The organism is Singulisphaera rosea (genome assembly GCF_054877945.1).
Genome location: NZ_JBTYIP020000003.1, coordinates 487949 through 509272, shown reverse-complemented (window position 1 = coordinate 509272; position 21324 = coordinate 487949). Strand labels below are relative to the sequence as shown.

Annotated in this window: 21 protein-coding genes; 11 read left to right on the top strand and 10 right to left on the bottom strand. The window is 65.7% G+C overall.

The window, feature by feature from the left end; all coding sequences use genetic code 11:
- Positions 1-3 precede the first annotated feature (3 nt).
- Positions 4-1356, bottom strand: a complete 1353-nt coding sequence (locus tag ACYOEI_RS08315) for a HEAT repeat domain-containing protein (protein ID WP_462848932.1) — start codon at positions 1354-1356, stop codon at positions 4-6.
- Between the two features lie 527 nt (positions 1357-1883).
- Between ACYOEI_RS08315 and ACYOEI_RS08310 the strand changes: the two genes are divergently transcribed.
- Positions 1884-2858, top strand: a complete 975-nt coding sequence (locus ACYOEI_RS08310; RefSeq protein ID WP_462848931.1) for an NAD-dependent epimerase/dehydratase family protein — start codon at positions 1884-1886, stop codon at positions 2856-2858.
- A gap of 161 nt (positions 2859-3019) precedes the next feature.
- On the opposite strand, the gene ACYOEI_RS08305 is transcribed toward ACYOEI_RS08310, so the two are convergent.
- The 6 genes from ACYOEI_RS08305 to thrS all read right to left on the bottom strand — a co-directional run bounded on the left by ACYOEI_RS08305 (position 3020) and on the right by thrS (position 10496).
- On the bottom strand, positions 3020-4117 hold the full coding sequence (locus ACYOEI_RS08305; RefSeq protein WP_462848930.1) for a peptidylprolyl isomerase: 1098 nt from the start codon (positions 4115-4117) through the stop codon (positions 3020-3022).
- Positions 4118-4280: 163 nt separating this feature from the next.
- Positions 4281-5027: a metal-dependent hydrolase gene (locus ACYOEI_RS08300; RefSeq protein ID WP_462848929.1), complete on the bottom strand. Its 747-nt coding sequence runs from the start codon at positions 5025-5027 to the stop codon at positions 4281-4283.
- A 182-nt stretch (positions 5028-5209) separates the two neighbouring features.
- Positions 5210-6370 (bottom strand): hypothetical protein, encoded by a 1161-nt coding sequence (locus ACYOEI_RS08295; RefSeq protein ID WP_462848928.1) that lies wholly within the window; start codon positions 6368-6370, stop codon positions 5210-5212.
- A 156-nt stretch (positions 6371-6526) separates the two neighbouring features.
- Positions 6527-7024 carry a YajQ family cyclic di-GMP-binding protein gene (locus tag ACYOEI_RS08290; RefSeq protein WP_462848927.1) on the bottom strand — a complete coding sequence of 166 codons (498 nt, stop codon included), beginning with the start codon at positions 7022-7024 and terminating at the stop codon, positions 6527-6529.
- A 165-nt stretch (positions 7025-7189) separates the two neighbouring features.
- Complete coding sequence (locus tag ACYOEI_RS08285) at positions 7190-8149, bottom strand: pyridoxal-phosphate dependent enzyme (protein ID WP_462848926.1); 960 nt, start codon at positions 8147-8149, stop codon at positions 7190-7192.
- A gap of 133 nt (positions 8150-8282) precedes the next feature.
- Complete coding sequence (gene thrS / locus ACYOEI_RS08280; RefSeq protein ID WP_462849114.1) at positions 8283-10496, bottom strand: threonine--tRNA ligase; 2214 nt, start codon at positions 10494-10496, stop codon at positions 8283-8285.
- A gap of 597 nt (positions 10497-11093) precedes the next feature.
- On the opposite strand from thrS, the gene infC reads away from it, so the two are divergent.
- The 10 genes from infC (at position 11094) to ACYOEI_RS08230 (ending at position 20043) form a co-directional block, all read left to right on the top strand.
- Complete coding sequence (infC, locus tag ACYOEI_RS08275) at positions 11094-11579, top strand: translation initiation factor IF-3 (RefSeq protein WP_462848925.1); 486 nt, start codon at positions 11094-11096, stop codon at positions 11577-11579.
- 259 nt (positions 11580-11838) lie between these two features.
- On the top strand, positions 11839-12141 hold the full coding sequence (rpmI, locus tag ACYOEI_RS08270) for a 50S ribosomal protein L35 (protein ID WP_462848924.1): 303 nt from the start codon (positions 11839-11841) through the stop codon (positions 12139-12141).
- 206 nt (positions 12142-12347) lie between these two features.
- Positions 12348-12746, top strand: a complete 399-nt coding sequence (rplT, locus tag ACYOEI_RS08265; RefSeq protein ID WP_462848923.1) for a 50S ribosomal protein L20 — start codon at positions 12348-12350, stop codon at positions 12744-12746.
- A 207-nt stretch (positions 12747-12953) separates the two neighbouring features.
- Complete coding sequence (locus ACYOEI_RS08260) at positions 12954-13964, top strand: phenylalanine--tRNA ligase subunit alpha (RefSeq protein WP_462848922.1); 1011 nt, start codon at positions 12954-12956, stop codon at positions 13962-13964.
- 117 nt (positions 13965-14081) lie between these two features.
- The gene (locus ACYOEI_RS08255) at positions 14082-14318 is read left to right on the top strand and encodes a hypothetical protein (RefSeq protein ID WP_462848921.1); all 237 of its coding nucleotides are present in this window, start codon (positions 14082-14084) and stop codon (positions 14316-14318) included.
- Between the two features lie 200 nt (positions 14319-14518).
- Positions 14519-16027, top strand: a complete 1509-nt coding sequence (locus ACYOEI_RS08250; RefSeq protein ID WP_462848919.1) for an APC family permease — start codon at positions 14519-14521, stop codon at positions 16025-16027.
- 28 nt (positions 16028-16055) lie between these two features.
- Positions 16056-16643: a Uma2 family endonuclease gene (locus ACYOEI_RS08245; protein WP_462848918.1), complete on the top strand. Its 588-nt coding sequence runs from the start codon at positions 16056-16058 to the stop codon at positions 16641-16643.
- Positions 16644-16787: 144 nt separating this feature from the next.
- The gene (locus tag ACYOEI_RS08240) at positions 16788-17375 is read left to right on the top strand and encodes a Uma2 family endonuclease (RefSeq protein WP_462848916.1); all 588 of its coding nucleotides are present in this window, start codon (positions 16788-16790) and stop codon (positions 17373-17375) included.
- 109 nt (positions 17376-17484) lie between these two features.
- Positions 17485-19500 (top strand): phenylalanine--tRNA ligase subunit beta, encoded by a 2016-nt coding sequence (gene pheT, locus ACYOEI_RS08235; RefSeq protein ID WP_462848915.1) that lies wholly within the window; start codon positions 17485-17487, stop codon positions 19498-19500.
- 69 nt (positions 19501-19569) lie between these two features.
- On the top strand, positions 19570-20043 hold the full coding sequence (locus ACYOEI_RS08230) for an SEC-C metal-binding domain-containing protein (protein ID WP_462848914.1): 474 nt from the start codon (positions 19570-19572) through the stop codon (positions 20041-20043).
- 161 nt (positions 20044-20204) lie between these two features.
- Here ACYOEI_RS08230 and ACYOEI_RS08225 read toward each other — a convergent pair whose 3' ends face one another.
- The 3 genes from ACYOEI_RS08225 to ACYOEI_RS08215 form a co-directional block, all read right to left on the bottom strand.
- Positions 20205-20384, bottom strand: coding sequence for a DUF1328 domain-containing protein (locus tag ACYOEI_RS08225; protein ID WP_462848913.1), 180 nt, complete (start codon positions 20382-20384; stop codon positions 20205-20207).
- Positions 20385-20459: 75 nt separating this feature from the next.
- Positions 20460-20903: a CsbD family protein gene (locus ACYOEI_RS08220; RefSeq protein WP_462848912.1), complete on the bottom strand. Its 444-nt coding sequence runs from the start codon at positions 20901-20903 to the stop codon at positions 20460-20462.
- A 183-nt stretch (positions 20904-21086) separates the two neighbouring features.
- On the bottom strand, positions 21087-21287 hold the full coding sequence (locus ACYOEI_RS08215) for a hypothetical protein (protein WP_462848911.1): 201 nt from the start codon (positions 21285-21287) through the stop codon (positions 21087-21089).
- Positions 21288-21324: the final 37 nt, after the last annotated feature.

The window sequence follows — 21324 nt, the reverse complement described above, 5'->3', positions numbered from 1 at the left end:
GGATCAAGGCTTGGACGCCGTCTCGGTCGCCTTGAGGATCGTTTTCAGGGCAGCCCTGGCGGCCGTGCGGACCCTGGTGTCCTTGTCGTCGGCCCGCGCGGTCAGGGTTGGTACGGCGTCTTTCGCGAGCGAGCCGAATTTTGCCAGGGCGTTGGCCGCGTTGCGACGGACCTCGGCGTCGGGGTCGTCCAGGGCCTTGATGAGCCCCGGCAAGGCGGGCTTGGCCCTCGGACCGCTGATCCTCGCCATCTCGGTCGCCTGCCTACGGAGATCGGTGTCGTCGCTGGCGAGGTCGGCCAGGAGAGAAGGAAGGGTCTTTTCCTTGAACTCCCGCGACCTCGCCTCGAGCTTCACGCAGCCCTCGGCGGCGAGCTTGCGGATGTCTGGAGACTTGTCTTCCCGGGCTGCGGCTTGGAGCACGGGCAACGCGGGTTCGGCGTCCGCACCCAGTGAGAGCAAGGAACAGATGACATTCGTGCGGACCCGTTCATCGGAGTCGGCCAAAGCCTTGACCAGGGCCGGCAAATTCTCCGAGAGGTTTTCGGCTCTGGGGAGCGAATACGCGGCCATCATCCGCACCTGGGGATCAGAGTCGTCAAGCGCCGCGATGAGAGGGCCGATGTCGGTCGCGCCGACCATCATGAGCGAGCCTGTCGCCGAGACGGCCGAAGACCTCACAAATGGATCCGGATCTTTGAGGCCGGGCTGGACTGCTCGCGAGATCTCGGGCAGGAGCTCGGGCGGCGTCGTACGGATCTTCATCACAGCCGCACGGAGTGCGCTCGCACGGACTTGAGGGTCATTGTCGCTCATCGCGGACAAGACGGCGTCTTTCGCACGGGGATCCGACAGCAGGAATAGCCCGGCGTGGAAGGTGGCCAGGTTCCGGATCTCCGCCTCGGGATCCTGGAGCGCGTCGATCACGACGGGAAGAGTCTCCTTCGCCTCGGGGTCGAGCATCAACAGGGAGACGGCGGCCCGATGCCGAACCCCTGGGTCGCGATCTTGGAGCGACTTGGTCAGGGCGGGCCTCACCGCCGCAGCCTGTGGGTCGGCGGTCCCTTGCGTGAGGATCGAAGCCAAGGCCATCGCCGCCTGTCCTCGAACCTTCGGATCGCCGTCGCTCAACGCCTCGATCAAGGGCTCTATCGCGGCCCGGGCTTCCTTCCCGCGGACTTGCAACTGCGTGACGGCGCTGCGGCGCTGCTCGACGTCGACAGAGCGGAGTTTTTTGATTAAAACATAAGTGGGATCTTCGACGCTCTGCCGGAAATCCATCACCGCGAGGAGTGCCGCGGCCGCGGCCACCAACCCGAGCAGGTGCCACATCCGGAGCCGAGGGATCTCTAAGCGCATGGAAACTCCCATCTCCGTGCCAACAACTCGGAGGCGGACCGTTGGTGCGTGAGGTCGACACCCCACCTGCCCAGGCACGGGCTCGAGCGACGACTTCAGGTTATCTGACAAGTGTCAGTCAGGCAAGGCGTGAAAGGGTATACCGGATGACCTAGCCGGAGCACTCGTCAGTTCTTGGCTGGTCGGTTAAGGACCGTTCGAGGTGGATCCGCGTCTCGGGTTTTTGAAACCGTCTCGTGATCGAGTATGATGGGCGTGATCCTTCAGTCCGGGGCGACCACCCCGACTGTTGGATATCCAACAGCCTGGCGTGGCCGCGGGGCTCCTCGACCCACCGCATTGCGGGAACGAGTGGCCATCCCTCGGCTTCGCCTCGACGACCCGCCCGAAAGTGCTTACCGCGAGGCGCCCTCCGGGGCTGAAGTGAAGGCCGGCCGCGCCGAGGCGGCGAGAGACCGAGACTTCGCCGGCGCGACCCGCCTGCTTGAACGCTTTCGAAGAACCAACCAAAAACCGGAGGATTCCGCGTGCGCGTCTTGATGACGGGGGGCTACGGCTGCATCGGTTCGTGGGTGGCCAAACAACTGGTCGACCAGGGGCAAGAGGTCTGGATCCTCGACCTCCAGGAGGATACCCACCGCCTCGACCTCCTGCTCGAGCCCGAACAGAAGGGCTCCGTCCACTTCGTGCAAGGGGATGTCTCCGACCTGGCCATCGTCCGCGAGGCGACCGAACGGGTCGGGGCGACGCACCTGCTCCACCTCGCGGGCTTGCAGACGCCGACCTGCCGGGCGAACCCGATCCTCGGCGCGAAGGTCAACGTGATCGGCACGCTCGCGGTCTTCGAAACCGCGGTCGCCCTCAAGGGCCAGGTCGAGCGCGTCGTCTACGCGAGCTCGGCGGCGGTCCATGGCCCGGCCGACCCCGATTCGCTCGGCCCGCTCGCCGACGAGGTCAGGCTCGCCCCGCTCACGCACTACGGCGCGTACAAGGTCTGCAACGAGCTGAACGCGCGGGTCTACTGGCTCGACCAGGGGATCACGAGCGTGGGCCTTCGCCCCTGGACGGTCTACGGCGTCGGTCGCGACTTCGGGATGACGAGCGAGCCCACCAAGGCCATCAAGTCGGTGGCCGCGGGCCGGGAGTACCGGATCAGCTACGGCGGCTTGCAAGACCTCCAGTATGTCGGCGACGTCGCCGGCACGTTCCTGAAGGCCCTCACCTCGCCGTTCGAGGGGGCGGACGCGTTCAACATTCGGGGCGCGGTCGCGCCGATCGAGGAGTTCGTGGCGACACTCCGCGACGTCGCCCCCGAGTCGGCCAGGCTCGTCAGCCACGGCGACCGGCAGCTCCCGATCGCCCCCGACCTCGACGACTCGAGGCTCGAGGCCAGGCTTGGCCCGATCCCCCGGACCCCGCTCCGCGACGGGATCGCCGAGACCTTCTCGCGATTCTCCAAGCTCCAGGCCGAAGGCCGGCTCGACCTGTCCGACTTGGGCTGACGGTCTGCCCCGAATCCCAGGTCCCGAAACCCGATCTTTCTTCAAGATCGGGTTTCTATGGGAATGGGCGACGACATCCCGAAAGCGGCCGTCTGCGTTGACGGCGTGAGAAACCCGGTCTTCAAGAAAAGATCGGGTTTCGGAGGATGTGAGCGCCGGGCCTACTTGGTCTGCGTACCCTTCGTGGCGGCGCCCTTGGTCTGGGCGGGCAGCGGGGAGGCCTCCATCGGCGGGAAGAGGTCGGCGGGCATCGGCTTGATGTCGACCTTCGCGGTCTTCCGCTGGGCTGTCAAGACGTCCTTCTGCAACTCGGCCGCGTAGGCGTTCAGGATCAGGGGCTTGTTCTGCTCGAAATCGATCGGCGTGCCATCCTTGCGGTCGGACACGAGGATCAGGTGGTAGCCGTAGGGTGTCTCGACCGGGTCGGAGAGTTGTCCGGGCTTGAGGGCGAAGGCCGCCTTGCCGAACTCCTCGACGATCCCGGTGGTCAGCCCGAAGTAGCCGATGTCGCCGCCGGCCCCTTGGGAGTTGGCGGGGTCCTCGGAGTACTTGTTCGCGGCCTCGGCGAACGCGACCTTCTTACCTTCGATGTCGCGCTTGATGCCGACGAGCTTCTGCCGGATCTGTTCCCGCTGCGCCGGGGTCGACTTGGGGTCGACCTTGAGGAGGATGTGAGCGGCCTTCACCTGCGTGCCGTTGAGCAGGTCTTTGTGGCTGGCCTGGAACTTCTTCAACTCGGCGTCGGTCCCACGCTGACGGACGAAGTCGACCCAGCGGATCCGATCGGCGTAGACTTTCCGGATCTGGGCCATGTCCTTGCCGGACTCGACCATCGACTGCGCCAGGCTCGTGCCGTCCTGCTTGAGCTGCTTCTCGAGCTCGCCGATGGCCTCATTGACGCGCTCTTCGGAGACGGGGATCTTCAATCGGTTGAGATACTGGGTGACGAGCCGGGTGTTGACCAGGGTCTCCATGGCGTCGTTGTAGACGATGTCCCGGTCTTCGGGCGGGATCTGGTACTGGCTGAGGAACTCGAGCAGGTCGCGGCGGGTGATCGGCTCACCGTTGGCGGTCGCGAGGACCTGCTTGAGGATCGCGGGATCGGGGGCTTGGGGCGGGCGGACGGGCGCAGCCGCCTTGCCGGCCGGGCTCGCCGAGGACTTGCTCGTCGGGGGGGCCTGGGCATGGGTGCGGGCGGCCGCAACGAGCACCAAGAGTGCGAACAAGGGGACCAGCCCGGGTCGGACAAACGCTCGCATCGAACACACCTCCCTGGCAATTCGAGAACATCCTATCGATCGATCGAGGGGTCGCCACGCGACCAGTTTCGGGCGAGTATAAGGATTTCGCCGAAAATACGCCGCGCCAATCGCCCCGCTTTTTCTAGACTCCCCCCGACCCTCTCAATCACGGAAACCCAGGCTATTGCAAGATCCTTGGGACTCGACGGGGGATGTCCAACGCCTTGGGCTGGGGGATGGGGAGGTCGCGGATTTCGGGGATCTCGGGCGGGAGGGGAGGCTCGAAGGTGAACGGCCCTTCGGGCCATACATCCAGGATGCGCCAGGTGAGATAGCTCAATAAGGCATACATCGCGATCGTCGACCAGATCGACGGGGCCCAGAGCTTGATCGCCGTCCCGAAGGCCTTGTTGACGCGGGCCCCGTGGAGGTCGACGCTGCAGATCTCATCGAGGAGCAGGTGCGAGAAGAACCCGAGCATGACGGCGACCGCCATGACGAGCCGGAGCGACGGGTGGTTGGTGGGATAATAGAGATAGGCGAGTGCCCCCCAGACCGCGCAGGTGGGGAGGCTGTGGCTGATCCCTCGATGGACCGTGATCTTCGTCATGAACCGTCGGATGCCGTGCCGGACGGCGATATAGGCGAGGACGACGGCCCAAAGGTGGAATTCGAAAGCGGGGGGTGGGTCGACCCGGCCCATCTTGTGCCAGACGGCCAGCGCGACGAGGACGCCGAGGATCCCCGTGAAACCCCTCATCTCGACTCCCGAGGCCGAGTCGAGGTCGGGGAGCAGGCCGCTAAGCGTCGTAAAGAGGACTGCGACGGAGCCGTAGAGCCAGTGGACGCCGGCCACGAAATACGCGGCCGCGCCGTAGATGCCCCCCAGCACGCCCGCGAACGTGATGTGTTGCCGGTAGTTGCCCACGCTTACGTCGCAGCCCGTGCTCGCTAGGTGCGCAATCGAAGGTCAGTCGTTCACGGGAGCCTCCGAAGACCCTCGCCCCGGAAGGTTTCCCGGGTCGTCTTCGGGTGAGTCGAGGGGCCGTCGATCCTCGTCCACGCTTGACGGTTCGCGACGTCGCACGGCCCCACGGACCAAGCGGATGATCAGGCGGCCTTGAGCCAGCTTCGGATGCGACCCAGGTCGCCGGTCCAGTCCGGGCCGGTCCGGCGTCGGCCGTAGGCATCGTACAGCAGGTCGAGGGTCTCGACCAGATGTCTCAGGCTGTCGATCCGGGCGACATAGGCCTCGGTCCCGGAAACCCCTTCCGGCCTCGGGATGTTGGCCCCGGAGATCGCCAGGGTTTCGGCCTGGAAGGTCAGCTCGTACTGGACCCCGTGCCGGACGAGGATCAGCCCGGCCTTGCGCGGGAGCTTGCCCGCCTGGAGGGCGCGGAAGGCCTCGGGCAGGCGCGTGGGGCCCTCGGTGGTGAGCTGGTCCCGTCCGCTTTCGCCCCGAGGACAGTCGAGGATCAGGGTCTTGGCGACCATGACCGTGACCTCCGAGTCATCCGGCAGCTTGATCGTGTCGCCGTCGGACTGCAGGGTGTGCCAGAGCCAGATGAGGAACTCGTTGCCCCAGAAGTCGCGGCTGGAGGCGTCGCTGTCGGTCCAGGCGACCGAGGAGTACCCCGCTTCTTCGCCGAAGAAGCCGACGGGGCCGAAGTCTTCGACCGAGCGCTCCTGCCCGCGAGCCTCGGCCAGCGAGTAGGCGAGGGAGCCGGCGGTGATCGGCTCGAGGGTGCGGTCAAACGTCTCGCGGAAGAGGGTCTGCAGGCGGTCGAGGACCGAGGCGCTGGTCGCGCCGACGTACAGGACGTTGGACTGGGCGTCCCAGAGGATCGGGTAGTGGGCCATCCGGCGGAACCGACCATCGGCCGCCTCGGCCTCGGCGCGGATCCGGGCGGCCTCCTTGGCCTCCTGCCGCTGCGCCTTGGTCGGCTTGCCGCTCGGGTTCATCTGGGCGCGGGCGTCGGTCTCGATCTTCGTGTAGGCCTTCAGCAGCGTGCCCGGGATCTTGTCGGTGTCGATCCGGATCGCCAGGTGCAAGGCATCGTTGAGGATGTTCTTGCCCAGGTCGAAGGTCAGGTCCAGGACGTGATCGCCGGCCGCCCAGCCGACCGAAACGCCGTCCGTCGGGTCGGCCGCGCCGTGCCGGCCGATCGCGTGCTGCTGCGCCAGTTCCAAAATTTCTTCGCCGAACGGCAAGGGGCTCGCCCCGCTGACCCGGTAGCGTACGTAGGTGATGCGCCCGTTCAAGAACCCCATCGCGAAGATCCTCCTTGTTCCGCGCCGTTGGGTCCCCAACGGCCAACCGCCCGGCGTTCCGGGAACCCCCCTTTCATCGGACGTCTTCGCCACGGCTCTCGATCCTAAGGTTTCTCGGTTCTGTGATCCGAGTTCGGGCCGTGCCTGACGCGACTCTCAAGTAAAGTTGGTGAACTGGAGGGGATATTCCGGCCCGTGCTCCTTGAGCTGGGCGATCACCGCCTGGAGTTCGTCGATCTTCTTGCCCGTGACCCGGACCTTGCTGTCCATGATCTGGGCCTGGACCTTGATCCCCATCTGCTTGATCTGCTTGACGATCTTCTTGGCGTCGTCGGTCTCGATCCCGATGTGGAGCGTCAGGGTCTCGCGGACCGAGTCGTGCGTCGCCTCCTCGAGTTTACCCCGCTTGACCGCGTTCACGGCCACCCCGCGCTTGGCCATCTTCTCCTTGAGGATCTGGATGACCGTGTCGAGCTGCCCCTTGTGGTCGGCCAGCAGGGTCAGGCTGTTCTCCTTCTTGTTGTACTCGATCGAGGCTCGCGTCCCCTTGAAGTCATAGCGGACGGCCAGCTCGTGCTGCGCCTGCACGACGGCGTTGTGCATCTCCGCGGTGTTGACCTCGCTCACGATGTCGAACGCATGATTATCGGCCACGGCTGTCGACGCTCCGGTCTCTTGAGAGGGTGAAGAAGTGGAGGCACAAGTGATGCGTCAACGATAAAGGTTGGGGGCGTATTCACGGCTTCATTTGTGACGAAGATGATCCCCCTCGGTCGAGTGGATGGTCGCGAAAGCGCCCAGGGCATCCACTGGATGAGATTATAACCAGGTCGTGGCGAGCGCCTGGAAGAACGGTTCGACGTCGACGTTCCCGCCGCTGATGATGACGCCAACCTTCTTGCCGGTGGCGTCGATCTGGCCGTTCAACAAGGCGGCGACGGGCACCGCGCTCGACGGCTCGATGACGATCTTGAACCGCTCCCAGACGAACCGCATCGCGCCGAGGGTCTCGGCGTCGGTGGCGGTGGCGATGGCGTCGACCGAGCCTCGGATCACCGAGAAGGGCCGACCGCCGAGCGACGTCCTGAGGCCATCAGCGACGGTCTTGGGGTCGCCCGAGGGTTCGATGACACCGCTCTCGAGCGAACGCCTGGCGTCGTCGGCTGCGGCGGGCTCGACGCCGATGACCCGGGTCGAGGGAGACGTCCCTTTGACGGCCACGGCCGTCCCGGAGAGGAGCCCGCCCCCGCCGACGGGGCAGACGACGGCGTCGAGCGGCCCCTCCTGGTCGAGCAATTCCCAGGCGACGGTCCCCTGCCCCGCGATCACATGCCAGTTGTCGAACGGATGGACGAGCGTGGTTCCGTGCTTCGCCACGTCTTCGGCCACGGCGGCCTCGCGCGCGGCGAGGGTCGGCTCGCACAGGACGATCTTCGCCCCATACCCCTCGGTCGCCGCTCGCTTGATCGCCGGCGCGGTCCTCGGCATCACGACGGTGACCGAGACCCCGAGTAACTTCCCCGCGAGCGACAAGGCCTGGGCGTGATTCCCCGACGAATGCGTGACGACCCCGGCGGCCCTCTCGGCCTTGCCCATCTGCAGCAGTGCGTTCATCGCCCCGCGGAACTTGAACGCACCGACCCGCTGGAAGTTCTCGCACTTCAGCACGACCGACCCGCCGCAACGCTCGTCGAGCGCCCGAGAACTCAGCACCGGCGTCCGGTGCGCCCAAGGTTCGAGCCTCGCGGCCGCCTCCCGGATCTCGTCAACGCCGATCATCGGGGCCTCATGAATGGGGAAATTGGAATCGATCAACAGATGGCGCAGATGATTCAGAGAGGGAATTCTTTAAAAACTTCTCAATATTATCTGCGTTCATCTGCGTTATCTGCGGATGAGAACCGTACCTTCATCAATACTCGTGGCTCTGGGCGTGGTCCTCGGTCGGAGCCGCTGTCGGGAGCGGGGCGACCTGGCGCATCGTTCGGGCCTCGGACTCGGCCTTCAGCCGGGCGATCGCCTCGGCCAGGGGCAAGGCGCCCTTGTCGCCGTCGACTCGGTCTCGGTACGAGACGGCCTCGGTCTCGGCTTCCTTCGCGCCGACGACGAGCATCGCCGGGATCTTCTCGAGCTGGGCGTCGCGGATCTTGGCCCCGATCTTCTCCGGGCGGAGGTCGATCGTGGCGCGGAGGCCCGCGGCCTGGAGCTCGGCGAGGACGCGACGGCCGTAGTCGGCGACCTTGTCCGAGATCGGCAGCACCCGGACTTGCTCGGGCGCGAGCCAGAGCGGGAAGGCGCCGGCGAAGTGCTCGATCAGGATGCCCATGAACCGCTCCATGCTCCCGAACGGGGCGCGGTGGATCATCACCGGCCGGTGCGGCTGGTTGTCGGCCCCCGTGTACTCGAGGCCGAACCGCTCGGGGAGGACGTAGTCGAGCTGCACGGTGCCGAGCTGCCACTGGCGGCCGATGCAGTCGCGAACGATGAAGTCGGCCTTCGGCCCGTAGAAGGCCGCCTCGCCAGGCGCCTCCTCATAGGGCAACGCCATCTCGTCGAGCACCGAGCGGATGTCGGCCTCGGCGCGGAGCCAGGTGTCGCCCAGGGCGCCCGCGTACTTCGGGTCGTCCGGGTCGTGCTTCGACAGTCGGAGTTTGTAGTCGGTCAGGCCGAGGCTATTGAGGACGTACTGGGTCAGCTCCATCGTCGCGCGGAACTCTCCCCGCACCTGGTCCTCGGTGCAGAAGAGGTGGGCGTCGTCCTGGGTGAAGCCGCGGACTCGGGTCAGGCCCGAGAGCTCGCCCGACTGCTCGTAGCGGTAGACCGTGCCGAACTCGGCCAAGCGCACCGGCAGGTCGCGGTAGCTCCTTGGCTGGGCGTCGAAGATCTGGATGTGGTGCGGGCAGTTCATCGGCTTGAGGAGGTATTCCTCGCTCACGCCGTGCTCCTCGGCGTATTTGATCCGGCCCGCCTTGTCGAGGTCCCAGTAGCGCCGCTTCGAGGCGACGGGGTCGGCGGCGTCGACTCCCGGCAGGGGCATCCACTCCGGGATCCCCGCCTTCGCGAGCAGGACCTTTTGCGCGGGGTCGTCAAGCTCGTCTTTCTCCAGGCCGGCGATGAGCGCCATGACGGAGTCGCCGAGCATCCGGAGGACCGGGAACTGCGAGTCTTTGTAATAGGGGTAGTGCCCCGAGGTCTCGTACAGCTCGATCTTGCCGATGTGGGGCGTGTAGACGGGCTGATAGCCTCGCTTGAGGAGCTCGTCCTTGAGGAAGCTCTCCAAGACCCCGCGGACCACGGCCCCCTTGGGCATCCAGAGGATCAGGCCTGCGCCGACGAGCGGCGAGATCGTGAACAGGCCGAGATCCTTGCCGATCCGGCGATGGTCGCGCTTCTTGGCCTCTTCGACCTGGGCGAGGTAGGCGTCGAGCTCCTTCTTGTCGAAGAAGGCGGTGCCGTAGACGCGCTGGAGGACCTGGCCGTCGGTCCGTCCCTTCCAGTACGCCCCGGCGATCGACAGGAGCTTGTAGGCGCCGACCTTGCCGGCGTTGGGGATGTGGGGACCTCGGCAGAGGTCGACGAATTCCCCCTGGCGGTAGAAGCTGAGGATGCCGTACTTGTGGAGCTCGTCGTCGATGTGCTCGACCTTGAACCCCTGGCCGAGGCCTTCGACGAATTGGCGGGCCTCGGCGACGGGGAGGCTGAACCGTTCGAACGGCTCGGCGTCCTTGAGGATCTTGGCCATCTCGGCCTCGATCGCGGGGAAGTCGTCTTCGGAGAGGGGGCGGTCGGCGAGGTCGACGTCGTAGTAGAAGCCGGTCGAGGTGGTGGGGCCGAAGGCGAGCCGGGCACCCGGGAAGATCCGCAGGATGGCCCGGGCCATGATGTGGGCGGTCGAGTGGCGGAGGACGTCGAGGGCCTCGCGGTCCTTGGGCGTCAGGAGCTTGAGCTCGATCGGGACCTCGCGCCCATTCTCGAGCGGGCGGTCGAGGTCGACGATCGTGCCGTCGGCGACGGCCGCGATCGCCGCGTCGGCGAGACGTCGACCGATCCCCTCGGCGACTTCACGCGGGCGGACCCCCTCGGGATACTCCTTGATCGACCCATCCGGCAGCTTAATCTGGACCATCATCCTCGCCCGGCCCGGAGGCCGGCCTTTCCTTCCAAACCAGGGTGACGGGGCGCCTCCCCCCGACTCACAACGCCGGTACGGGGCGACACCGCCTGCGGAACCGACCTGGAGACGTCCGCGTCGAGGCGCTCGCACTCCGGGCGTTGCCCTCGCCGCCGGACGCCCGGCCTGCCCCGCGTTTCAGAGCCCCAAGGTAATCCAAGGGTTCGCCACATGCCAAGACGAGAGACTCGCCGTCCGATCCGCGCATCCGCAACTCGCGGTGGGGCCCAAGGCCAGGGACCTTGCGGGCCCGGCGGAGGTGGGGGGCAGTCTGAGGCTTGTGGGGGGTGTGTCGGATATCTGGCCAAGGGCGTATATCGCGTCGGATCGACCCGGCGCGATGATTTCATGAAGGAAATGCCCCTTGACAGTGCTCATGGCCGAGAGTAATGCTTAGGGTTGCCTCGCGACGACCGACAGGGCTTACCGCGGGGGTAGGCGTCGGCGCCGTCCGAGCGGGTTGGGCTTCCCTTCGCGAGGGGGCCGCTTTCCGCACGAGCGAGGATTGATCCCATCGTCCCGGGGGAGGACGCTATCGACCGGAATCTCAGGGTGAACGAGCAGATCCGCATCTCTCCGGTGCGGGTCATCAATGCCGAGGGGGCCATGCTCGGCGTGATGCCGACGGGGAAGGCCCAGGAAGCGGCCCGCGAGGCTGGGCTGGACCTGGTGGAGGTCGCTCCTAACGAGCGCCCGCCGGTCTGCAAGATCATGGACTTCGGCAAGTTCAAGTATTCGCAGAAGAAGCGGGCCTCGAAGCAGAAACAGCACCAGGTCCAGGTCAAGGAAATCCGAGTCCGGCCGAAGACCGGCGACCACGACATCGAGGTCAAGGTCAAGCGGGCCCGGGAATTCCTCGAGCACAAGGACAAGGTGCTGGTCAACGTCCTCTTCCGCGGTCGCGAGCTGGCACACATCGACGAAGGCCGCAAGGTCATGGACGAGGTGCTCCAGGCGCTCGAGGACGTGGCGAAGGTCGAGAAGAACCCGTCGATGGAAGGGAAGCGGATGACGGCGATCGTCGCACCTCGCGTATGATCGGGACGTCGGCCCGCGACCCCTAGACCGCGACTGGTCATTCCCTTCCGCTCGACCCTTTCCCCGCGGCGGCCACCGCCGCGGTCGGAGAGGGTTTTTTTGCGTTTCCGAGGTCTTTTTGGAGTTGGCCGGTCGGGAGAGTTTGTGTTACACTCGTCGACTCGGCCGATTTTTCGGACATCCCGCCAATCGGGTCCGCCGGCCACGCTCGGTGCGCCGCGACGACATGCGATGCGGCGGGAATGAGGATAGGGTCAACATGCCGAAGCTCAAGACGCATAAGGGAATCAAGAAGCGGTTCAAGGTTTCGGCCACCGGCAAGGTCAGCCACAAGCGCTGCGGGTCGTCGCACTTGATGAGCCACAAGAGTGGCAAGCAGGTCCGCCGGCTCCGGAAGAAGTCGACGCTCAAGATCTCGGCCGAGGCCCATCGTCTGCGCCGCGCCGTCCGCGAGCGGATCGGCTCCCAGCCCGACGCCATCGAGGCCGCCAAGCTCGCCGCCCTCGCCGATACGGCCGCCGTCGCCGTCGCCGAAGCGGGTGCCTCGACCCCGACCGCTTGATCGGGTCGGGTCGGATCGGATCTGACTGTGAATCCGGCTCGTCGGGGGGGCGGCCTTCGCCCTTCCGAAGCCTTTGGTTCGGGACGGACCGACGGGGCTTGCTCCTCGCACCCGTCGCGTTGAGACCTCCAAAACACAAGACTTGCCCGGCCGTGGACCCTCCGCTTTGAGGATGGCTCCGCCGGAATTGGAACCGAGAGTCACCCATGCGTGCAAAGAAGGGCGCGGCCCGCAACAAGGCGAAGAAGCGACTGTTCCGGGCCACAGAGGGGTTCGTCGGCGGTCGTCGACGCCTGCTCCGCACGGCCAAGGAAACGTTGCTCCGTGCCGGCATGTTCGCCTTCCGCGATCGCCGAGCCAAGAAGCGCGACTTCCGTCGCCTGTTCATCACCCGCCTCAGCGCGGCCGCCGAGATGCGCGGGCTCCGCTATAGCCGCCTGATCCACGGCCTCCGCCTCGCCCAGATCGGCCTCGACCGCAAGAGTCTCTCCGAACTGGCGATCCACGACCCCGAGACGTTCGACGCCATCGTTGTCCGCGTCCGCGAGCAACTCGATCGCCACGACGCCGAGGTCAGCAGCCGACAGAAGGCGAAGACCGCCTAAGTCGGACCCTCGCCTTTTCAACCGCGTCCGGATCCTCGGCAATGACGGGTGGGGACCTCCCTGCCCCGCCGTCGCGATCCCGAGTGGTGATCACCGATAGGAATCACGCAGGACGCGCCGGGGAATCCCGGCGCGTCTCGCCACGTACCGGCTATTCGACGACCGGCGCCCCGGTTCCGGTCGCGGCCCGATGGAATGCGTCTTCCCATGAGCCCGCAAGACCCGCTGAACGCGGCCCTCGCCGACCTCGATGCCTTGCGAGTCGCCGGTGAGACTGCATTCCGCCAGGCCGAAGATGCCGAGGCCGTCGAGGCCGCTCGGATCGAGTTCCTGGGGCAGAAGCAAGGACGGGTCAAGGCCGCCCAGGAACGCCTGAAGACACTACCGCCCGACGCCAAGAAGGTCTACGGTCAGCGCTTCAACGCCGCCAAGCAGACCCTCGAGGTCTTCTGGGACGAGGCCAAGGCCCGAGTCGCAAGCCCGGCCAATCTCATCTCCAACGCGATCGACGTCAGCCTCCCCGGCCAGCGTCCTCGCTTCGGGCATCGTCACCCCTTGACGCAGACGGCGGACGAGCTGATCGACCTCTTCGGCCGGTTCGGGTTCGCCGTGGCCCGAGGGCCCGAGGTCGAGGACGTTCGACATAACTTCGAGGCCCTGAACGTCCCCCCGTCGCACCCCGCCCGAGACCCCCTCGACAACTTCTATCTGCCCGGCGGAACGATGCTCCGGAGCCAAACGAGCACGGTGCAAATCCGGGTTATGGAGAGCCAGCCCCCGCCGATCCGGGTCATCGCGATCGGCCGAGTTTACCGACCGGATACCGTCGACCCGACCCACTCGTTCATGTTCCACCAAATCGAGGGGCTGATGGTCGACCGCGGCGTGACCATGTCCGACCTCAAGACGGTGCTCCGCCTCTTCGCCGAGAGCTATCTCGGCAAGGATGTGCAGATCCGCTTCCGCCCCTCGTTCTTCCCGTTCACGGAACCGAGCGTCGAGGTGGATATGCTCTGGCATGGCGGCGACCGTTGGGTTGAAATGGGAGGGGCCGGGATGGTCGACCCGAATGTGTTCCGGGCCGTCGGTTACGACCCCGACGAGGTGACGGGCTTCGCCTTCGGGCTCGGGATCGAGCGGCTCTGCATGCGACGTCACGGGATCGACGACATCCGCCTCTTCTACCAAAACGACACTCGCTTCCTCTCCCAGTTCTGAGCGTGAACGTCCGGCGTGGCGAAGGCGAACGGGCCGCGAACTCGGCCCCGACCCTCACCCGGGCTCGGAAGCCTCGGGTCACGCTCGGGATGCGACTCGAACTTTGGGGGCCTGCCGATGGCGACCGACTTGAGCCGAGTGATCGTGGCGCCCGGCGCCACCGCGAACACATCCAGCCTCTACCACCGCGATTTCCCCGAGATCCGCTCGGAAGGCGAAAACCCGGCCGACGCGGCGACGCACCTCGTCAACCAACTCACTCGCGCCCTCGACACCGCCCTCACCCCCTGGCGTCGCGAGGCGATCGACAAGGCCATCGCCGACGTCCATGCCTTCGTCGCCAACGGGGCCTGAGCGGCGGCACTCGCTGACCTCATAAGTGTCTGTTCCGAAACCCGGTCTTTTCTTAATGACCGGGTTTCGAGATAGTTGGTCATGGGTGTTTGGGTGTGTGTTCATACGTCGTCGAGGTATGGGAAAACTGGATCGAAAAGGATCGATGTCGCTCAACACGCCGTTCAGCGCATCGCCAGTTCGGAGTCGCGGGCCGCGCTATGTCTACGAGCCTTGACGAAAGCCAAACGAAGCCGAGCCTGGTCCGCGAGCTGGGCCGGCTCGACGCCACGATGATTGTCATGGGCTCGATGATCGGGTCGGGCATCTTCATCACGTCGGCCGAGTCGTCGCGGCTGATCGGCTCCCCAGGCTGGCTCCTGGTCGCCTGGGCCCTGGCCGGCCTGATGACGATCACGGGGGCTCTCTGCTGCGGCGAGCTCGCGGCGATGATGCCCCGGGCCGGGGGCCAGTATGTTTTCCTCCGCGAAGCGTATGGCCCGGCGTTCGGCTTCCTGTTCGGTTGGTCGCTCTTCCTCGTCGTCCAGACCGGGACGATCGCCGCGGTCGCCGTGGCGTTCGCCAAGTTCCTCGGCGTCTTCCTCCCGGCGGTCGCGGCCGACCACTACCTCATCGCTCCGGTCGCACTGGGGTCTCGCTACGCGATCAGCCTCTCGACACAGCAGCTCGTCGCCATCGCCCTGATCTTTGCGCTCACGATGATGAACACGCGAGGACTCAAGACGGGAAAGTTGGTTCAAAACGTCTTCACGTTCACCAAAACGGCGGCCCTCTTCGGCTTGATCGTCGTCGGCCTGACCCTGGGAGTCGACCGGGGGGCCGCGGCGTGGACGTCGTCCTGGTGGAACCCTTCGGCCAACGCCTGGACGGCCGAAGGGGCGCAGGCGGGGCTGGGCGTGACGGGGGGATTGGCACTGGCGATGCTCCTCGGCCGCGCCATGATCGGGCCGTTGTTCTCCCAATCGGCCTGGAACAACGTGACGTTCACGGGCGGCGAGGTCCGCGACCCAGGCCGGACGCTCCCGTTCGCCCTGGTGATCGGCTGCGGCACGGTGATCCTCCTCTACCTCCTGGCGAATGTCGCGTACGTGGTCACCCTTCCCCTGGCGGCCATCCAGAACGCCCCGCAGGATCGCGTCGGGACCGCGGTTATGACCGCGGCCGTGGGAGGTTGGGGGACCGCCCTCATGTCGGCGGCGATCCTGATCTCGACCTTCGGCTGCGTCAACGGGATCATCCTCGCCGGCGCACGCGTCTATTACGCCATGGCCCGAGACGGCCTCTTCTTCGCGAAGGTGGGGACGACCAACCGCCACCACGTCCCGGCCATCGCCCTGCTGGCGCAGGGACTCTGGGCCTCGCTGCTCACCCTACCGGTTACCGTCTCACTCGACCCCGCGACCAAGGTCGTGAAGTACGGCAACCTCTACGGGCAGCTCCTCGAATACATCATCCCCGCCGATGTGACCTTTTATATGTTGATGGTGGGGGCGGTCATTGTCCTCAGGCGCAAGGCCCCGAATGTCGATCGTCCCTACCGCACGGCCTTTTATCCCCTGCCGGCGTTGATCTACATGGCCCTGGCGGTGCTCCTCGTCCTGGACTTCATCTACCTCGCCCCCGAAACCTCGGGCATCGGCTACCTGATCGTCCTGACGGGAATCCCCGTCTATTTCGTGTGGACCCTGGCCTCGAAACGTGCCCAGTAGAGGCTCGGAGCCCCAAGGAGGATTCGGCATGGCCACCGCAACAATGCCCCAGGCCCAGGTTGAGACGGGGGTCGAGCGTCGAGTCTTCACGGTCGAGGAATATCACCGGATGGGCCAGGCCGGGATCCTCCGCAAGGAGGATCGGATCGAGTTGATTGATGGAGCGATCCTGGTCATGAGCCCGATCGGACTGCGTCATCAGGGGTGCGTCGACAACCTTGCGGAATCACTGATCGTTCGACTTGTTGGAAAGGCACGCGTTCGTACTCAGGGTTCGATTCGGCTTGATAATCATTCCGAACCACAGCCGGACATCGCTGTGCTCCGACGCGAGACGGACTACAAGACGCATCCCGCAAGTCCCGATCGCGTCTACTGGGTGGTCGAGGTGATGGAGACTTCCGCTAGCTACGATCGAGGATACAAGCTTGGGGTCTACGCCCGGGCCGGCATACCCGAGGTTTGGTTGGTCGATCTCAGGCAGGAGCAGGTGGAGATCTATCGACAGCCTTCGATGAAGGGGTATCTCGCGAGCCAGATTCATCCTCGAGGGCAAATGGTTTCACCTGAAGCGTTCCCTGACCTCACTCTGACAGTCGATGCGATCCTGGACTGAGCGGGAACCTCGCGCTGTCCGGGGCGCAGCGTTGGAGCAATAACGAGCGAGGCCTCAAGCTTTCCGGCCCAAAACCTGTCTAGCTCGTGTGAGCCTTGGCTCAGAACCGCGTCCGAAAGATTCTGATGCCCAGGAGGATTCGGCATGGCCACCGTAACAATGCCCCAGGCCCAGGTTGAGACGGGGATCGAGCGTCGAGTCTTCACGGTCGAGGAATATCACCGGATGGGCCAGGCCGGGATCCTTCGCAAGGAGGATCGGATCGAGTTGATTGATGGAGCGATCCTGGTCATGAGCCCGATCGGACTGCGTCACCTAGCCTGCGTCGATAAGCTCACTAGGCTTTTCGTCCTGGGACTCGGGGAGCGAGCCGTCGTCAGAGCCCAGGGTTCGATTCGGCTCCATGGCCTTTCCGAGCCGGCGCCCGATCTCGCTGTGCTCCATCCACGGACGGACTACAAGACACATCCCGCAGGACCCGACTGCGTCTTCTGGCTCGTCGAGGTGATGGAAACCTCCGCGAGCTACGATCGGGGGTACAAGCTCGGTGTCTATGCCCGCGCCGGCATTCGAGAAGTTTGGCTGGTCGATCTCAGGCAGGAACGAGTCGAGGTCTATCGACAGCCCTCGATGGAAGGATATCTCGAGAGCCGTCCCCACCCCCTCGGGCAAATGGTCTCGCCGGAGGCCTTCCCCGACGTCAGCCTGGCGGTCGACGCCATTTTGAACTGAGCGGGGTTCTGCCCCAATCTGTCCGAGACATGGACTCGGGCCGGGATCGACCGAATCCCTTGAGAAAATCACGAAGAGAAGCCCCGTTTCGAGGTGCTCGAGAACTCCCATGATCGTCAGTTGGAATTGGCTCACGCAGTACGTCCGGCTCGACATGCCGGTGGAGACCTTGACCGATCGGCTGGCCTTGACGGGGCTGAACCACGAGTCGACGAGCCTGGTCGGCGAAGACCTGGCGATCGACCTGGAGGTCACGAGCAACCGGCCCGACTGCCTCGGGCACCTGGGCATCGCCCGCGAGATCGCGGTCGTCTTCGGCAAGCGCTTCGCCCCGACCGATCCCCATCCGCCGACCTCGGGCCCGTCGGTCGAGACCAGGACGAGCGTCACGGTCGAAGATCCCGAGCTTTGCCCTCGGTTCACGGCCCGCGTGATCACCGGTGCCACGGTCGGCGAGAGCCCCTGGTGGCTCCGCAAGCGGCTCGAGACCATCGGCGTCCGGCCGATCAGCAACATCGTCGACGTGACCAACTATGTCATGTTCGAATGCGGGCAGCCCCTCCATGCCTACGACCTCGACCGCCTCGGCGGCCAGAGGCTCGTCGTTCGTCGGGCACGCAAAGGGGAGACCCTCACGGCGATCAATAACAAGGCCTACGAGCTCACCCCCGAGATGCTCGTGATCGCCGACGCCGACCGGCCTGTCGGTTTGGCGGGGGTGATGGGGGGGCTCGACACCGAGATCGGGACGAGGTCGCAGAACGTCCTGATCGAGGCCGCGCAGTTCGACTCCATGTCGATCCGCAAGACGGCCCGGGCCCTCGGGCTGCACAGCGCCGCGAGCTATCGGTTCGAACGCCCGCTCGACCCCGAGCGGACCGAATGGGCCAGCCGCCGTTGCGCCGAGCTGATCCTCGAGATTGCCGGGGGGACGCTCCTCCCCGGCGTGATCGACGTCGGCCAGCCACGCGGCGAACGTCCTCCCGTTGCGCTTCGGTATGCCCAGATCCCGCGGATCCTGGGGATCGAGATCCCCGAGGAGCGGGTGCTTACCATCCTCGACGAGCTGGGGCTGGAACGGGTCGAGTCCAACGAAACGGGGTCGACCCATCGGGCCCCGAGCTGGCGCTGCGACCTCGAGCGCGAGATCGACCTGATCGAGGAGGTCGCGCGAATTCACGGATATGAGCATATTCCCGAAAACCGCCCCGTTCCGCTCGCCAGCGCCCCTCGGGCGGCCCGGGAGCGGGTCGAGGGCGAGGTACGCCAAGGCCTGATGGCTTGCGGGTTCGACGAGGCGGCGACCTTCAGCCTCGTCGCCGACGAATTGAGCGCCCCGGTCTCTCCTGGAAAACCTTCCGAGCCGATCCGGGTCGACCACTCGAGCCGCAAGCGCGAGAGCGCCTTGAGGCAAAGTCTCGTCCCGAGCCTGCTGGCGGCCCGGCGGCACAACGAGGCGCACGGCAATTCCGACGCCGAGCTCTTCGAGATCGCCAACGTCTACCTGCCCCGCCCTGGTGAGTCGCTTCCCGAGGAGCCGACACGACTTGCACTGGTCAGCGGGCGAGATTTCTTCGGGCTCAAGGGGGTCGTCGAGGCCCTGCTCGGCCGGCTCCATGCGGATCAGGAGTTGGAGTTCCGCCCGGCGGATCTGGCCCCCTTCGCACCCGGCCGTGCGGCCGAACTGCGGCTCGGCGGGACGCACTTCGGATACCTCGGCGAGGTCGAACGATCTCGACTCGATGCGCTCGACCTCCGTGGGGCCTGTGCCGCGGCCGAGCTCGAGTTCACCGTCCTCCAGGCGAAGGCCGAGCTGGTGCCGAGCTACCACCCCCTGCCGACGTTCCCGGCCGTCGTCCGTGACCTCTCGCTCGTGGTCCCCAAGGCCCTGGCCTGGGCCGAGCTTGCGGCGGCAGTCAGGGCGTCTGGAGGGGCGGATCTCGAGTCGGTCGACTTCCTCGATACGTTCGAAGGGCGCAACATCCAGGCCGGCTACCAGAGCCTCCACTTCGGGCTCCGCTTCCGAAACTCGGAGCGGACCTTGACCGGCGAAGAGGTCGACGCCGTGGTCAAGGGCATCATCGCCGCGTGCGCCTCGACGCTCAAGGCGACGCTCCGGTCATGAGCCCCCTCAAGATTGTCGCCGGTTGCCCTCGGGTACGTCCCATCACGATGGTTTACTGCGAGAGGTCCGATGTTCGATAACCGGTGGGATAACTGGGCCGGGGACTTCGGCGAGTCGTTCGCTGCGGAACAACTCGACCCGTCGGTGCGCGTCCACGTTCCCGAAATCCTGTCGCATTTCGGGAAGGCGGTCCGGGCGATCGACCGCGACTTCCCCGACGAAGTCTCGCCGGGGACGTTCGCGAAGGTCCTGACCGAGTCGATGCCCCGACTGGTGCTCCCCGAGGAGGCGAGGGACGACGTCCCGGAGGTCATCGCCCTCTTCCTCGAGTACCTCCGCGACTCGGGCCGGGTCGGCGAGGGGGAGGACTGGGCCGCGCAAGTGCGGATCATCGGCCGGTCCTATCGCGAACGCTTGAAGCCTGGCGGGGTCAAAGGGGTGACCATCCGGAAGCCCGAAGGGGCCTCGCCCGTCGGCCGGAATGACCCCTGCCCCTGCGGTTCCGGGAAGAAATATAAGAAATGCTGTATGAGTCGCGCGTAATCGCGCAAGAATTTTCTCTCGCGATAGCAAGGCTCCTGAGAGCTGTCGTCCCGGGGGCAAGTCCGTCGAGATTCGAATGACGAAGACGAAGAAGCCCGGCCCCTTGGTGGTGGGCCGGGCTTCCTCGCATGCCTCGAGCGATCATCTTACCGCCCGCGCGGCTAGACCGTCGGCGGCCCCTCGATGACCCTGCGGCCCACGACGATGGCGAGCACGAACAGGACGAGGAAGACGAAGAAACAAATCTTGGCGATGTCGGCCGCCATGCCCTCGACCTGGTAGAAGCCGAAGAAGCCGGCGATCATGGCGATAATCGCGAAAGTGAGCGCCCAACGAAGCATCGGAATCTCTCCTCATCCGGGGAGCCCGGACGTTCGGATGAATGGGTTCCAACATGAAGATTTTTGGGGATCCGCTCAGCGGGAGCGGAGGGCGAGCCCGACGATGAGCCCGGCGACGAGGCCGACGCCGAAGGCCGCGGCGACCGACTGGGTGGGGTTGTGCCGCACCACGTCCTGGGCGTGGTCGTAGCGGTCGCGGGCGGCGTCGGAGATGTCCCCGTACTGCTCGCGAAGGCGGCCGCCGGCCTGCTGGGCGTAGGTCGTGGCCTGCTGGGCGTATCCGCCGACGGCCTCGGCCGCCTGGGCGATCGCCGAGGACCCTTTGGAGGTCAGGTCCGTGAGGAACTTCTCGATCGCCTCACGTCCTTCGCCCGTCTTCTGCTGGATCCGACCGACGAGTTGATCGACGTTGCCCCCGTGGATCTGGAGGTCGTCTTCGGTCAACTGGCCCCAATGCTCTTTCACCTGGCCCCGGAGCTTGTTCCACTGCCCTTGAAGTTCTTGTGCGTTGATCGCCATGGCTTGTCAAACTCCCTTGGTCTCTCGGTCCTACCGGCGTTGTCGCCGGACGTCTGGGAGAGGAGTATTGCAAGCGAGATGCCAACTCGATGGATTTACCAATTTTTGACATTTCGATCTAACGAAAAACGCCCCCCGATGTGTATTCGGGGGGCGTATTCGCGCGTGGCGAGGCCAAGCGGATTACTTCGCCTTGGGCTCTTCGACGGGCGGGGCCGGGGGATTCTCGCCGGTCTGCTTGACGGTCTCGGTCGACTTCGTCTCGGTCGAGCCGCCCGGGGTGGTCGTTTCGGTCTTCACTTCGGTCTTGGCTTCTTCGCCGCAGCCGGGGAGAGCGAGGGTGGAAGCGCCAAGGAGGAGGGCCAGAGCCAGGAACCGCTTCATAGAACTCATTCCTCTCAGAGGTCGGAAGAAATCGGAA

Excerpts from the sequence above, each read along its gene's own strand:
- ACYOEI_RS08315 (WP_462848932.1), bottom strand. The coding sequence starts at position 1,356 with ATGCGCTTAGAGATCCCTCGGCTCCGGATGTGGCACCTGCTCGGGTTG.
- ACYOEI_RS08305 (WP_462848930.1), bottom strand. The coding sequence starts at position 4,117 with ATGCGAGCGTTTGTCCGACCCGGGCTGGTCCCCTTGTTCGCACTCTTG.
- ACYOEI_RS08295 (WP_462848928.1), bottom strand. The coding sequence starts at position 6,370 with ATGGGGTTCTTGAACGGGCGCATCACCTACGTACGCTACCGGGTCAGC.
- ACYOEI_RS08285 (WP_462848926.1), bottom strand. The coding sequence starts at position 8,149 with ATGATCGGCGTTGACGAGATCCGGGAGGCGGCCGCGAGGCTCGAACCT.
- thrS (WP_462849114.1), bottom strand. The coding sequence starts at position 10,496 with ATGGTCCAGATTAAGCTGCCGGATGGGTCGATCAAGGAGTATCCCGAG.
- rpmI (WP_462848924.1), top strand. The coding sequence starts at position 11,839 with ATGCCGAAGCTCAAGACGCATAAGGGAATCAAGAAGCGGTTCAAGGTT.
- rplT (WP_462848923.1), top strand. The coding sequence starts at position 12,348 with ATGCGTGCAAAGAAGGGCGCGGCCCGCAACAAGGCGAAGAAGCGACTG.
- ACYOEI_RS08260 (WP_462848922.1), top strand. The coding sequence starts at position 12,954 with ATGAGCCCGCAAGACCCGCTGAACGCGGCCCTCGCCGACCTCGATGCC.
- ACYOEI_RS08255 (WP_462848921.1), top strand. The coding sequence starts at position 14,082 with ATGGCGACCGACTTGAGCCGAGTGATCGTGGCGCCCGGCGCCACCGCG.
- ACYOEI_RS08250 (WP_462848919.1), top strand. The coding sequence starts at position 14,519 with ATGTCTACGAGCCTTGACGAAAGCCAAACGAAGCCGAGCCTGGTCCGC.
- ACYOEI_RS08245 (WP_462848918.1), top strand. The coding sequence starts at position 16,056 with ATGGCCACCGCAACAATGCCCCAGGCCCAGGTTGAGACGGGGGTCGAG.
- ACYOEI_RS08240 (WP_462848916.1), top strand. The coding sequence starts at position 16,788 with ATGGCCACCGTAACAATGCCCCAGGCCCAGGTTGAGACGGGGATCGAG.
- pheT (WP_462848915.1), top strand. The coding sequence starts at position 17,485 with ATGATCGTCAGTTGGAATTGGCTCACGCAGTACGTCCGGCTCGACATG.
- ACYOEI_RS08230 (WP_462848914.1), top strand. The coding sequence starts at position 19,570 with ATGTTCGATAACCGGTGGGATAACTGGGCCGGGGACTTCGGCGAGTCG.
- ACYOEI_RS08225 (WP_462848913.1), bottom strand. The coding sequence starts at position 20,384 with ATGCTTCGTTGGGCGCTCACTTTCGCGATTATCGCCATGATCGCCGGC.
- ACYOEI_RS08220 (WP_462848912.1), bottom strand. The coding sequence starts at position 20,903 with ATGGCGATCAACGCACAAGAACTTCAAGGGCAGTGGAACAAGCTCCGG.
- ACYOEI_RS08215 (WP_462848911.1), bottom strand. The coding sequence starts at position 21,287 with ATGAAGCGGTTCCTGGCTCTGGCCCTCCTCCTTGGCGCTTCCACCCTC.